The organism is Amycolatopsis sp. NPDC003676 (genome assembly GCF_053587275.1).
Genome location: NZ_JBSFNS010000076.1, coordinates 1 through 11,889 on the forward strand (window position 1 = coordinate 1; position 11,889 = coordinate 11,889).

12 protein-coding genes and 1 riboswitch are annotated in these 11,889 nt (G+C 69.4%); of the genes, 4 read left to right on the top strand and 8 right to left on the bottom strand.

What is annotated here, in order from left to right; genetic code table 11:
* Window positions 1-175 precede the first annotated feature (175 nt).
* From ACWDNU_RS31935 to ACWDNU_RS31945, 3 genes are read right to left on the bottom strand one after another with little or no spacing between them, the layout of a single operon-like run.
* Complete coding sequence (locus ACWDNU_RS31935) at window positions 176-1,180, bottom strand: ABC transporter ATP-binding protein (protein WP_449671608.1); 1,005 nt, start codon at window positions 1,178-1,180, stop codon at window positions 176-178.
* Window positions 1,180-2,817, bottom strand: coding sequence for an ABC transporter permease (locus ACWDNU_RS31940; RefSeq protein ID WP_449671609.1), 1,638 nt, complete (start codon window positions 2,815-2,817; stop codon window positions 1,180-1,182). The genes ACWDNU_RS31935 and ACWDNU_RS31940 overlap by 1 nt, the downstream gene beginning before the upstream one ends.
* Window positions 2,793-3,860 (bottom strand): thiamine ABC transporter substrate-binding protein, encoded by a 1,068-nt coding sequence (locus ACWDNU_RS31945; RefSeq protein ID WP_449671610.1) that lies wholly within the window; start codon window positions 3,858-3,860, stop codon window positions 2,793-2,795. Before ACWDNU_RS31945 ends, ACWDNU_RS31940 begins: the two co-directional genes overlap by 25 nt.
* A 31-nt stretch (window positions 3,861-3,891) precedes the next feature.
* A riboswitch (TPP riboswitch) is annotated at window positions 3,892-4,003 on the bottom strand.
* 24 nt (window positions 4,004-4,027) lie between these two features.
* Here ACWDNU_RS31945 and ACWDNU_RS31950 point away from each other — a divergent pair.
* A complete protein-coding gene (locus tag ACWDNU_RS31950) occupies window positions 4,028-4,318 on the top strand; it encodes a 4a-hydroxytetrahydrobiopterin dehydratase (RefSeq protein ID WP_449671611.1) in 291 nt (96 codons plus the stop codon).
* Window positions 4,319-4,689: 371 nt separating this feature from the next.
* Here ACWDNU_RS31950 and ACWDNU_RS31955 read toward each other — a convergent pair whose 3' ends face one another.
* From ACWDNU_RS31955 to ACWDNU_RS31965, 3 genes are all read right to left on the bottom strand, one after another.
* Entirely contained in the window at window positions 4,690-5,115 is a 426-nt protein-coding gene (locus ACWDNU_RS31955; protein WP_449671612.1) for a DUF3592 domain-containing protein, read from the bottom strand.
* A 63-nt stretch (window positions 5,116-5,178) separates the two neighbouring features.
* Complete coding sequence (locus tag ACWDNU_RS31960; RefSeq protein WP_449671613.1) at window positions 5,179-5,865, bottom strand: hypothetical protein; 687 nt, start codon at window positions 5,863-5,865, stop codon at window positions 5,179-5,181.
* A gap of 89 nt (window positions 5,866-5,954) precedes the next feature.
* Entirely contained in the window at window positions 5,955-6,932 is a 978-nt protein-coding gene (locus ACWDNU_RS31965; RefSeq protein ID WP_449671614.1) for a GlxA family transcriptional regulator, read from the bottom strand.
* Window positions 6,933-7,035: 103 nt separating this feature from the next.
* Between ACWDNU_RS31965 and ACWDNU_RS31970 the strand changes: the two genes are divergently transcribed.
* Entirely contained in the window at window positions 7,036-7,626 is a 591-nt protein-coding gene (locus ACWDNU_RS31970; RefSeq protein ID WP_449671615.1) for a cysteine hydrolase family protein, read from the top strand.
* 37 nt (window positions 7,627-7,663) lie between these two features.
* Here the strand turns inward: ACWDNU_RS31970 and ACWDNU_RS31975 are convergent, their stop codons facing one another.
* Both ACWDNU_RS31975 and ychF read right to left on the bottom strand, forming a co-directional pair.
* Window positions 7,664-8,227, bottom strand: a complete 564-nt coding sequence (locus tag ACWDNU_RS31975) for a hypothetical protein (RefSeq protein ID WP_449671616.1) — start codon at window positions 8,225-8,227, stop codon at window positions 7,664-7,666.
* A gap of 115 nt (window positions 8,228-8,342) precedes the next feature.
* Window positions 8,343-9,425 carry a redox-regulated ATPase YchF gene (gene ychF / locus ACWDNU_RS31980; protein ID WP_370934259.1) on the bottom strand — a complete coding sequence of 361 codons (1,083 nt, stop codon included), beginning with the start codon at window positions 9,423-9,425 and terminating at the stop codon, window positions 8,343-8,345.
* A gap of 114 nt (window positions 9,426-9,539) precedes the next feature.
* Here ychF and ACWDNU_RS31985 point away from each other — a divergent pair, with 114 nt between their 5' ends.
* Together ACWDNU_RS31985 and ACWDNU_RS31990 are read left to right on the top strand one after the other, a co-directional pair.
* Window positions 9,540-10,949: a DNA-3-methyladenine glycosylase 2 family protein gene (locus ACWDNU_RS31985; protein ID WP_370934258.1), complete on the top strand. Its 1,410-nt coding sequence runs from the start codon at window positions 9,540-9,542 to the stop codon at window positions 10,947-10,949.
* Between the two features lie 13 nt (window positions 10,950-10,962).
* Window positions 10,963-11,466, top strand: coding sequence for a methylated-DNA--[protein]-cysteine S-methyltransferase (locus ACWDNU_RS31990; RefSeq protein WP_370934257.1), 504 nt, complete (start codon window positions 10,963-10,965; stop codon window positions 11,464-11,466).
* The last annotated feature ends 423 nt before the right edge of the window (window positions 11,467-11,889 follow it).

Below are 11,889 nucleotides of genomic sequence, written 5' to 3' on the forward strand. Positions count from 1 at the left end.
GGTGCACCCGTTCCTGCTCACGCAGAACTGGACGCTGGCCCCGGCCTCGGCCCTGCAGGATCCGATGACGCTGTCGATGATGGGCGAAGGCGCGGTCCGCGCGGCCTGCTACATCGTGGTCGGGCTGTCGATCGCCTACGGACGCCTCGTCACCCGGGACGGCTGACCTGGGGGTTCAGCCCACTACGGCGATCCCGTCCGGATCCGGCTGAAGCCGGACGGGATCGCCGGCCCGGTAGTCCGCTCCGGCCGGGGCGATCGCGTCCACAGTGGACTCTCCGCAGCGGACGACCAGTCGCAGATGCTCCCGACGGTGCACCGCGGCGGTCACTTCGCCGGACACGCCTTCTTTAGCGACTTTCAAGCCGTGCGGGCGCAATCCGAGCCTCACCGGGCCGTCGTCCACTCCCAGCGCAACGGTGCCCAGCTCGGTCCGCACCACGCCGTCGGCCGCGGTGCCGTCCAGGAACGTGGTGACGCCAAGGAAGCGCGCCACGTTCTCGTCCACCGGTTTGTTCCACACCGACCGGACCGCGCCCTCCTGCCGGATTTCCCCGGCGTCGAGCACCGCCACGCGATCGGCGAGCGTGAACGCTTCCTCCTGATCGTGCGTCACCAGCAGCGCGGTGATCTTGCTGCGCCGCAACAGATCCGCCAGGTCGATCGCCAGCTGCTCACGCAGTCCAGCGTCCAATCCGGACAGTGGCTCGTCCAGCAGCAGCAAGCGCGGTTCCGGAGCCAGCGCGCGAGCCAGCGCGACGCGCTGCGCCTGCCCGCCGGACAGCTCGGTCACCCGTCGCCGTTCGTAGCCTTCAAGGCCGACCAGCTTCAGCAGCTCCTCGACGCGCGCTGCGTGCCGTTCGCGAGGCACGCCGTGCATCCGCAGGCCGAACGCGATGTTCGCGGCGACATCGCGATGCGGAAACAGCTGTCCGTCCTGGAACACCAGACCGAATTCGCGCTTGTGCACCGGCACCGCGGCGAGATCAGCGCCGTCCCAGGACACCGAGCCGGACGACACCGGCTCCAGCCCGGTGATCGCGCGCAGCAACGTCGACTTGCCCGAACCGGACGGGCCCAGCAACGCGAGCACCTCGCCGTCGGCGATGTCCAGCTTCGCATCGCGCACCGCGGCGAACGATCCATAGTGGACAGTCAGATCCCGTACCGTGAGCGCCATCAGAACTCCCCGACCGTGCTGGCGCCGCGGACCGAGCCGAACCGGTCGATCAACGCCACCGCCACCACAGTCACCACCATGAGCAGGGCGCACGCGGCGTACGCCATTTGGTTGTTCAACTCCCCCGGCCTGCTGATCAGCGTCGCGACGGCCACCGGGAGCGTCGGCGCGTCCGGCCGGGCGAGGAAGCTGGTCGCGCCGAACTCGCCGAGCGCGACGACGTACCCGAAGCCCGCCGCGGCCACCACCGAGCGCGCGACCAGCGGAAAGTCGATCTCCCGCCACACCCGCGCCGGGCTCGCGCCGAGCGTCGCGGCGGCCTGGCGCAACCGGACGTCGACCGCGCGCAGCACCGGCAGGATCATCCGCACCACCAGCGGCATGATCACCAGCGCCTGGGCGAACGGCACGAGCAGCGGCGACGTGCGCAGGTCGCCGGGCAGCGCGTCGAGCGTCACGAGGTAGCCGAAGCCGACGGTCACCGCCGAGACGCCCAGCGGCAGCATCAACGCGACGTCCATGGTCTCGCCCATCCCGCGCGCGAGCCCTCCCGGCGAACGGCGGAGCGCCACCAGCACCACGCTCGCGATCAGACCGACAGCCATCGCCAGCAGCGTCGCATCAGTGGCCGCGGCGAGCGAATTCTGCGCCGCGATCCAGCCGGACACCTGCAGCGCGCCGTTCTGCCCGACGGTGTTCAGCGCGCGATATCCGGCGAGGCTCCATCCGTCCGAAGTGGACACCGACTCTAGGAGCAGCGAGACGATCGGTGTCAGCAGCAGACCGAGCACCACGACCGCGGCACCGACCGTCCACCACTCCCCGCCGCGCGGCCGACGCGCCGTGACCTGCGCGGACCGCAGCTTCACCGCGTTCTCTCGCTTCCGGCGCGCCATCGCGCCCAGCACCAGCGCAGCGACGACAGCCGCGAACTGGATCAGCGACAACGCGGCCGCACCGGAGAGATCGAGCAGGTCGACCGTCCGGAGGTAAATCTCGGTCTCGAGCGTCCGGTAGCTACCGCCGCCGAGAATCAACACCACACCGAAGCTGGTGGCGCAGAACAGAAACACCACTGCGGCAGCCGAAGCGATGGCCGGGCCGAGCGCAGGCAACGTCACCGACCGGAACGCCCGCCACGGCGAGGCACCCAGCGCCCGCGCGGCCTCGGTCGCTCGCGGATCGAGATGCGACCACAGCCCGGCGACCGTGCGCGCGACGACGGCGACGTTGAAGAACGCGTTGGCCAGCACGAGCGGCAGCACGCCGCCGTCCGGCCAGATCGCCCGGAAAGCCAGGCCGACGACAACCGTCGGCAGGACGAACGGAACCAGCACGATCGTCCGCGCCAATCCGACACCCGGCAGCTTTACGCGGGCGAGCAGGTACGCCACCGGCAGCCCGGCGAGCACCGCGACCACCGTCGACGCGGCCGCGCTGGCCAGCGTGAACCCGGCGAGCCGCCACGTCTGCGGGTCGCCGAGCACGGTGTCGACGCCGCCCGCGGAGAACCCCCGGCCGACAATCGCCACGACCGGCCAGGCGAAGAACACCACCAGGAACGCGACCGGCAGCAAGCCGAGCAGCGTGAGCCCGATGGTGCGCGCGGGGATCACGCGCCCATGAGCGAGCGCCATTCCCCGATCCACTTCTCCCGGCCAGCCTGCACCTTGTCCGCGGGCATGGTGGCCGGCGTCTGCGGCTGCGGCGCCGCGGTGGCCCAGCCCGCGGGCAGTTCGACGCCCTGGCGCGCGGGGTAGACGTACATGTTCGCCGCGACCGTCGTCTGGAACTGCTGCGACAGCAGGAAGTCGACGACCTTCTGGGCCTGCGGGATCTGCTTGCCGTTAGTGAGCACGCCCGCGTACTCGACCTGGCGGAAGCAGGTGTCGAGCAGCGCCTTGGTGCGCGGCTTGCCGTCCTCGCCGACCTCGGCGGCGGGCGACGAGGCGTAGGACACGACGATCGGCCGCGGGCCCTTGCCCGACGAGCCGGAGAAGTCCTTGGTGTAGGCCTCCTCCCAGCCGCTGACGGTCTTGAGGCCGTTGTCCTTCAGCTTCTGCCAGTAGCCCTGCCAGCCGCTCTCGCCGTACTTCGCGACCGTGCCGAGCAGGAAGGCCAGCCCCGGCGACGCGGTGGCCGGGCTTTCGGCGACGGTCAGGTCCTTGTACTTGGGGTCGGCGAGGTCGTCGTAGGTCTTCGGCTCCGGGAGGCCCTTGCTCGCGAAGTAGGCCGGGTCGATGTTGACGCAGACGTCGCCGAGGTCGACCGCCGCCAGCCGGTGCTGCGGGTCGACGGAGTAGCGCTGCGGGCCGCGGTCGGCCTCCGGGCTGGTGTAGGGCTGGAAGACGCCCTCGCTGAGCGCGCGCGAGGCGAAGGTGTTGTCGACGCCGTACGCGACGTCGCCGATTGGGCTGCCCTTGGTGAGCACGAGCTTGTTCGTGAGCGCGCCGGCGTCGCCGGACTTCAGGATCTTGAGCTTGATCCCGGACTGGCGCTGGAAGGCGTCGAGCACGTCCTGCGGGGCGGCGAACGAATCGTGCGTGACCAGCGTGACGGTCGGCGTCTTCTGGTCCGGGTTCGCGGACGACCCGCCGGAGTCGCCGCCGGAGAGCGAGCAGGCGCTGGCGAGCACCGAGACTCCTGCGAGACAGGCCACCGTGCGGACGGTCCGCGACATCATTCTTCCCCTCCTGCACTGCGCCGGATGAGGGAGAGCGATACGGCCTCCCTACGCCGGCATGATCCGGATCCAGGTGCGAACGGTCGCGGGTGCGAGGCCCGCCTCTCAGCCCGGCGTACCGGACTCCCGTGGCAATGCCGCAGCGTAGCCGACACCATGGAGTGATGACTCAGCTATTGAACGACTCGGCAGTGGACCAGGCCCTCGGCACCGTCCCGGAGTGGCGGCGCGAGGACGACAGCATCGTGCGGACGGCCGAACTCGCGTCCTTCCCGGCGGCGATCGAGGCGGTGGACCGGGTGGCCGTGCTCGCCGAGGCGGCCGACCACCATCCCGACATCGACATCCGCTGGCGCACGCTGACCTTCCGTCTCAGCACCCATTCCGAAGGCGGGTTGACCGATCGCGACTTCGCACTGGCCAGGCAGATCGACGAGGTGCTGGCAGCCCGCTGACCAGGTGTGACGTCCGCAACCCTGGCATAACAACCGGCCCCCTCGCGCGTCTCCCGGACAGACGCGACGGAAGGAGCCGGGATGGTCCAGGCACTCGTGGTAGGGATGGGTTCGTTCGGCCTGATGGTGGCCGCCGCGGGCGGGGTGCTGTGGCACACCGCGCGCAATCGGCGTGACCTTGATCACAAGCGGTAACAGTGAGCTAGATCAAGGCGCTATCCCAGCGGTAATCATCGGCACTCGCCCCGCTAGGACCCGCCATGAACAGCACATCCGCCCAGCTCACCGCCGCACAGCGCACGTGGGTCGCGGTGTTCTCGACCGCCGTCGTCCTGCTGTCGATGATCGTGCTCGGCCTGCTCGGCTGAGCGTTACGGCAGCGGGAACATCCGGATGAACCAGAACATGGCGAACCCGATGAGCCCGAGCACGACCGACGCGCAGCCGATCATCCGCATCCCGGTCGGCCCCTCGGGGACCGATTCGGCAGGGTCCTCCGGGTTCACCGCCACCTGAAGCGTCGCCCTCGCCCCCGGCGAGCTGTCGCTGACGGTCTCGGAAAGGCCCTGATAGACGCGCCCGTCAGGGCCGCGGTACTCGTACCGCGGGTAGTAGAGCGCCGCGTCGCTGTCGTCGGCCCCGCGCCGCTTCCTCTCGTACCCGGTCACCACCGCCTGGGCCCTCGGCCACGTCGCCAACGCCACCTTGCGCCGCCGGGCTTTCCTCGCCTGCACCACGACGCTGACCACGAGGGCGATCATGAGCGCGCCCCAGATGGCATAAAGAACGATCCGCACCGGGGCATCTTGGCCGGGCGAGCGGCGCGAGAGGGACGTTTCGCCGAAAATGCCCCGCGTGGGTCAGGTCACCGCGTCCCCGGGCGGCAAGGCCGGGACTCTCCGGTGCCACTGCGCGTGCTCGACCCAGCCCGGCGGCAGCCACTGCCCGGTGACGAGCTGCGGATGCCGGGGATGCACGGCGTTCGCCCACATCACGAAGAGCAGTTCGGCCCACTCCGACTGGAACAACCAGGACACCGGGCCGTTCTTGCTGTTTCCCGTCACGTGCACGACCGCCGGGGCCACCATCGCCGCGCCGGTGATCGCTTCCCAATGCCACGAGAGCACCCGCGGCGTGTAGAGGTGAAAGCCGTGCGCGCTCAGATACAGCCCGCCCTGCTCGATCGGCACCCAACGCGGAACCGCCGCCGCGGCCGCCTGCTGCCGGGCCCGGGACCGGGCGATCGCCCCGCCCACCAGCGAACCGGCCACGAGCCCAACCCCCAGCGCCCCCGTCCCGGCCACGAACGGCGTCGAGACGCTCCAGCTCCCGTCCCCGAGCGCCCGGAAATCCGAAACGACGACCGACCCGGTGGCCAAGAACCGTTCGCCGGGCACGTTCCGTCCGGGAAACGGCGCGAGCACTTCCTCGACCTGGCTGAGCTCGGCGTCGTCCGCCATCAAGCCCGCCAGGTAGCAGGTGTAGCTCAGCACGTCGTCGCGATAGGTCCAGGGCGGCGCCATCGGGGACGGCTGTTTTTTCGCCATTCAAACCCCCTCGCTGAATGAGGAGGCGATCGTAGCGAAGTGTTCAGCCGGGGGAATGTGCTGTCGCGTGGAATATTCCGCCGTTTCCGCTAACCGATCCGGAACCGCTCCCGGTATTCGTGGGGCGTCGCATTCAGCGTCCTTCGAAAAGACCGAGTCAACGTCGAAACAGTGCCGAATCCGCAGTTTTTGGCAATCCGCGACAATGTTTCGTCAGTCGTCTCCAGCCGATGCCGCGCCGCCTCGACCCGCGCGTGCTCGACGTAGGCGGCGGGCGTCATCCCCAGCTCCGCCTTGAAAACCCGCGTGATCTGCCGATCCGTCACATGGGCATGCGCGGCCAGATCGGCGACGGTCAACGGATCCGCCAGATGCGCGGCGATGTGCTGCCGCAACTCATCCACCCGCCGAGTCGCGGACGCGGGTTCCAGCGACACGCTGAACTGACTCTGCCCGCCCGGCCGCCGCAAGAACATCACCAGCTGACGAGCCACCCTCGACGCCAATTCCGGACCGAAATCATCGGCCACCAACGCCAGCGCGAGATCAAGGCAAGCACTCAGCCCAGCCCCGGTCCACACACTGCCGTCGCGAATAAAGATCGGATCCGCGTCGACAGTCACCTCCGGATGCTCCGCGGCGAGCTGCCGAGCCGTCGACCAGTGCGTGGTGGCGCGCTTGCCGTCGAGCAGCCCCGCCGCCGCGAGGATGTGCGCACCGACGCAGACGGACGCCACCCGCCGCGTCTGCCCAGCCAGCCGACGCACCTCCTCCACCACCGCCGAGTCGCAGCGCGCGACGATCTCCCCGTTCTCCCCCGCCGTCACCGCGCCCGGCACGATCAGCGTGTCGATCGCCTTCCCGGACAACTCCGCGAAAGTCACGTCCGGCAACACCCGCACCCCGGCCGAGGTGGTCACCGGGTCCGTCGTTCCGGCCGCGAGCACCACCCGGTACCCCGTCGGCTGGTCCATTTCCCGCTGCAGCAACGAAAACACCTCAGCGGGCCCGGTCACGTCGAGCAGGTCGATCCGATCGAACAAGACGACGACCAGCAGCCTCTTCATCGCGCTCCTCATGTCGGTTTCTGCGTCTTGCATGTCATTGCCGACATCCGCTGGCGAGTCTAGCGTCGATCGAGCGAACCAGAAACGAGAGGAAAACCCCACCATGGCAAGGAAAACGCTGCGGGAGCTGAACGGTCTCGACCAGACCCCGGCGACGCTGGCCGACGCGACGCTGATCATGGTCGACTACCAGAACACCTACACCCGCGGCGTAATGGAACTGGACGGCTGGCGCCCGGCGTTGACCGCGGCTCAAGGTTTGCTGGCCAAGGCCCGAGCCGCCGGAACAACGGTGATCCACGTAATCAACGACGGCGGCGAGGGCACGCCGTACGACATCCGCGCCGAGATCGGCAGCATCCACCCGGACGTCGCCCCGATCGAGGGCGAGGCTGTCGTCGTCAAGGGCGCGCCGAATTCCTTCGTGAACACTGACCTGGGCGCGCGGGTTGACGAAGCCGGGCACAAGAACGTGGTGATCGCCGGGTTCATGACCAACATGTGCGTCACGTTCACCACCGAGGGGGCATTTTTGCGCGGCAACCACCCAACCGTCGTCGCCGATGCCTGCGCTACCCGGCCGCTGCTGGCTCCCGCTGGGGAGGTTAGCGCTGAGCAGCTGCATAACAGCGCTTTGGCGACCATCGGGGATCTTTACGGCGTGGTCGTTCCCAGGGTGGCCGAACTGAACTGACTTTCGGGCCTCGGCAGGTCCGCCGTCCCGCCGAGGCTCAAAAGTCGATGAACCCCGCGACGACCTCGCGCACAATCCCGTCGGCTCCCGGGGTGCCGTAAAAGTAGACCGACCCGTATCCCCAGAGGTACTCGTCGATGACGTCCTCGAGTTCCCCGTCGACCGGCCAGCCCTCTTCGTTGACCTGAAACAGAAACTGATGCCCGTCGGCCCGCACAGCGTCGGCGTAGCTGGGTTCGTCCTGGATCAGGACCGGCTCGTCCGCGATCCGGACCAACGCGATCGAGCCTTCCTCGTCCGGCATCTCGACGAGCGCCGCCGAACGAAGCCCCGGCCACCCCAGGTCGATTCGCTCGCCGCGGGGTGCGGGCGCGTGCACCAGGGCGCGCATCGCCATGTCCGGGTATTCGAGGTCGCTGTCGCCGATGCTGAATCCGTTGCGCAGCAGGACCGAAATCTCGCTGTCGGACGCTGTGGGGATGGTCAGCAAATAGCGGTGTGTCTCGAGAAGCGGATGCGCCTCAATCGCAACCGGCGGCGCGCCACCGAGACGTCCCCCGTCCTCGCGATCCGGCAGGGACGGGGTGAAGAGCACTGGCATAAGCGGATCATACGAACTAGGACCGACAAATCGGCTTACCGCGGCGTTCCGGCCGGATCTTCACCGTGGTCCAGCTTCCCCGGCGATCCGTCACCGGGGAAGCCCTGCCGCGAGGTCAGACGTTGAAGCGGAACTCCACGACGTCGCCGTCCGCCATCACGTAGTCCTTGCCTTCCATGCGGACCTTGCCCGCCGAGCGCGCGGCCGCCATCGAGCCCGCCTCGACGAGGTCCGCGAAGGACACGATCTCCGCCTTGATGAAGCCGCGTTCGAAGTCCGTGTGGATGACGCCGGCGGCCTGCGGGGCGGTCGCGCCCTGCGGGATCGTCCAGGCGCGGGATTCCTTCGGGCCTGCCGTGAGGTAGGTCTGCAGACCGAGCGTGTGGAAACCGGCGCGGGCCAGGGCGTTCAGGCCCGGCTCCAGCTGGCCGACGGACTCCAGCAGCTCGCGCACGGACTCCTCGTCGTCCAGCTCCAGCAGTTCGGCTTCAACCTTCGCGTCGAGGAACACCGCGTCCGCCGGGGCGACGAGCTTCGTCAGCTCCTCGCGGCGCGCCTCGTCGGTGAGCACAGCTTCGTCGGCGTTGAAGACGTACAGGAACGGCTTCGTGGTGAGCAGGCTCAGCTCGCGCAGCGCCTCGCCGTCGATGTCCTTCTGCGCTTGGAACAGCGTGCGCCCGGAGTCGAGGATCTCCTTGGCCTTCTGGGCGTTTTCGAGCGCCGGCCGCGCTTCCTTCTTGGTGCGCGCCTCTTTCTCCAGCCTCGGCAGCGCCTTTTCGAGCGTCTGCAGGTCGGCGAGGATCAGCTCGGTGTTGATCGTCTCGATGTCGGACATCGGGTCGATCCGGCCGTCGACGTGCACCACGTCCGGGTCGTCGAACACGCGGATGACCTGGCAGATCGCGTTGGCCTCGCGGATGTTCGCGAGGAACTTGTTGCCGAGCCCCGCGCCCTCGGACGCGCCCTTCACGATGCCCGCGATGTCCACAAAGGACACCACGGCGGGCACGGTCTTCTCCGACGAGAAGATCTCGGCCAGCTGGTCCAGCCGCGGGTCCGGCAGCGGCACGACGCCGACGTTGGGCTCGATCGTGGCGAACGGGTAGTTCGCGGCGAGCACGTCGTTGCGCGTCAGCGCGTTGAACAGGGTGGACTTGCCGACGTTGGGCAGGCCGACGATACCGAGGGTGAGACTCACGGCCATGAAGTCTACGTGCTGGGCGGAGACCCCCGCCGACCCGGTGAGCGCGGCCGCAACGTCGTGTCGGTTTTCCGCCAGTCAGGGCTCTCACCTGCTGGCATCATCGAAGGCATGGCTACCTCGACCATCCCGATCTGGCGCGACACCGAGCGCTGCTACCGCGCGGTGACCGCCCGCGACCAGCGGTTCGATGGCCAGTTCATCATGGCGGTGCGCACCACGGGCATCTACTGCCGTCCGTCCTGCCCGGCGCTCACGCCGAAGGCGCAGAACGTCCGCTTCTACCCCACGTCGGCAGCCGCGCAGGCCGGTGGTTTCCGTGCGTGCCGCCGTTGCCTCCCGGACGCAGTCCCAGGTTCGCCGGATTGGAACGTGCGCGCCGACCTGGCCGCCCGCGCGATGCGATTGATCTCGGACGGCCTGGTCGAACGCGAGGGCGTGCCCGGGTTGGCCCGTCAGCTCGGCTACTCGGAACGCCAGCTCGGCCGAGTGTTGACGGCTGAGCTGGGCGCAGGCCCGATCCGCCTGGCCCGAGCACACCGTGCCCACTCGGCACGGTTGCTGATCGAGATGTCGCAGCTGCCGCTCACCGACGTCGCGTTCGCGGCCGGGTTCTCCAGCATCCGGCAGTTCAACGAAACGATCCGTGAAGTGTTCGCGACAACGCCGTCTCAGCTCCGAGCAGCCTCGCTTCGCCGCGGAAACCGCAACGAACCCAGCGGCGCGACGCGGCTCAGCCTTCGCCTGCCGTTCCGCGCCCCGTTCGACGCGGCGGGCGTGCTGAACTACCACGCTTCACGGGCGTTGCCAGGCATCGAAGCCGTCTCGGACGACGGCTACGGCCGCACCTTGCGCCTGCCACACGGCCCGGCGTCGGTGTGGGTCAGCCCGCGCGCCGGCTACGTGCAGTGCGACCTGGCGCTCTCGGACCTCCGCGACCTGAGCAGCGCCGTCAGCCGAGTACGGCGGCTGTTGGACCTGGATGCAGACCCGGAAGCCGTCACCCGTGTGCTGTCCGCCGACGAGGCCCTGGCCCCGTTGGTCGCAGCTACCCCGGGCATCCGTGTGCCAGGCGCCGTCGACGGTCCGGAGGTCCTGCTCCGCGCCCTGCTCGGCGACGACGTGGCCGACGTTGTCCGGCTTGGCGAGCCAGTCCCACCCGCCGACCCGCCCATGGACACCTTGACGACCCTCTTCCCGACCCCGTCCGCCATCGCCGCGGCTGACGTGAAACCGCTGGTCAAGCAGGTCGCCGCCGCGATCGTCGCCGGTGACCTGGACCTCCACGTAGGCCGCGACGCCGACGAACTGCGCACCGAAATGCTCACGGCCGGCGTCGATCCCGCCACCGCCGATTACGTCGTGATGCGTCTGCTGGGCGCTCCCGACGTCCTGTTGACCGCTGATCCAGCCGTCCGCCGCAGCGCGGCCGAGCTGGGCATCGACCTGACGACGTCCGCACGCGGCTGGCAGCCGTGGAGTTCGTACGCCAGCCGGTATCTCAGTTCCCGAACCGCTTGAGGAGACTTTTCTCGTGCACACCGCCTTCTGGTCCACTTTGGACACCAAGATCGGCCCGTTCACCGCAGTGGTGGCAGGCGACGGAGCCGTACTGGCCTCCGGCTGGACCGGCGACGTCGCCGAACTGACGCCGCTCATCTCGCCGTCCCTGGCCCCGACGACCCTGACCGAACGCCGCGACCTCGGCCCCGTGACGACCGCGATCCGCCGCTACCACGGCGGTGATGTCGACGCCGTCGCCGACATCGAGGTACGGCAGCGCTCAGGCCCGTTCCGCGAGCACGCGTGGGAGATGCTGCGCAAAGTCCCGGCAGGCAGCCCGGTGAGCTACGCGGAGTACGCCACCCTCTCGGGCAACCCCTCCGCAGTCCGCGCGGCAGCAACCGCCTGCGCCCGCAACGCAGCCGCCCTGTTCGTGCCTTGCCACCGGGTGGTGCGGACCGGCGGAGCGATCGGCAACTTCCGCTGGGGCGTGGACGCCAAGCGGTGGCTTCTGCACCACGAAGAGTCCGCCTGACAGCTCGGCTGAGTTGGCGGGTTGGCTGCGCGGGTTGGCCGGACGCAACCGGGTTGGCCCGTCTGAGCCGGGCCGGGCCGAGCCGAGCCGAGCCAGGCCAAGCCGGGCCGGGCCGGGCCAGGCCAAGCCGGGCCAGACCGAGCCGAGCCGAGCCGGGCTGAGCCAGGCCGGGCTGAGCCGGGCCAGGCCGGGGTAGCCGCGTGACGGCTGCTCCGGCGCCGCCAACAATGGTCGGCCCGCCGCCGCAGCGGCCAGCTCCAGCGACGCACTTACCCGCACCGGCTGGCCGCAGCTCGCCACGAGTCGACACGCCGCCTCGCAACCATCCCGCCGCGTCCACCGCTGCCGGGCTCCACCCCACGGTCCACGTCGGTCTTCTGCGCCCTGCCAGCCCAACGCCTCGCCCGCTTCAGGTCAAGGCCT

What these genes read in the sequence shown, in the direction of transcription:
- ACWDNU_RS31935 (WP_449671608.1), bottom strand. Translation starts at nt 1,180, where the DNA reads ATGGCGCTCACGGTACGGGATCTGACTGTCCACTATGGATCGTTCGCC.
- ACWDNU_RS31960 (WP_449671613.1), bottom strand. Translation starts at nt 5,865, where the DNA reads ATGGCGAAAAAACAGCCGTCCCCGATGGCGCCGCCCTGGACCTATCGC.
- ACWDNU_RS31975 (WP_449671616.1), bottom strand. Translation starts at nt 8,227, where the DNA reads ATGCCAGTGCTCTTCACCCCGTCCCTGCCGGATCGCGAGGACGGGGGA.
- ACWDNU_RS31945 (WP_449671610.1), bottom strand. Translation starts at nt 3,860, where the DNA reads ATGTCGCGGACCGTCCGCACGGTGGCCTGTCTCGCAGGAGTCTCGGTG.
- ACWDNU_RS31950 (WP_449671611.1), top strand. Translation starts at nt 4,028, where the DNA reads ATGACTCAGCTATTGAACGACTCGGCAGTGGACCAGGCCCTCGGCACC.
- ACWDNU_RS31940 (WP_449671609.1), bottom strand. Translation starts at nt 2,817, where the DNA reads ATGGCGCTCGCTCATGGGCGCGTGATCCCCGCGCGCACCATCGGGCTC.
- ACWDNU_RS31970 (WP_449671615.1), top strand. Translation starts at nt 7,036, where the DNA reads ATGGCAAGGAAAACGCTGCGGGAGCTGAACGGTCTCGACCAGACCCCG.
- ACWDNU_RS31985 (WP_370934258.1), top strand. Translation starts at nt 9,540, where the DNA reads ATGGCTACCTCGACCATCCCGATCTGGCGCGACACCGAGCGCTGCTAC.
- ACWDNU_RS31965 (WP_449671614.1), bottom strand. Translation starts at nt 6,932, where the DNA reads ATGAAGAGGCTGCTGGTCGTCGTCTTGTTCGATCGGATCGACCTGCTC.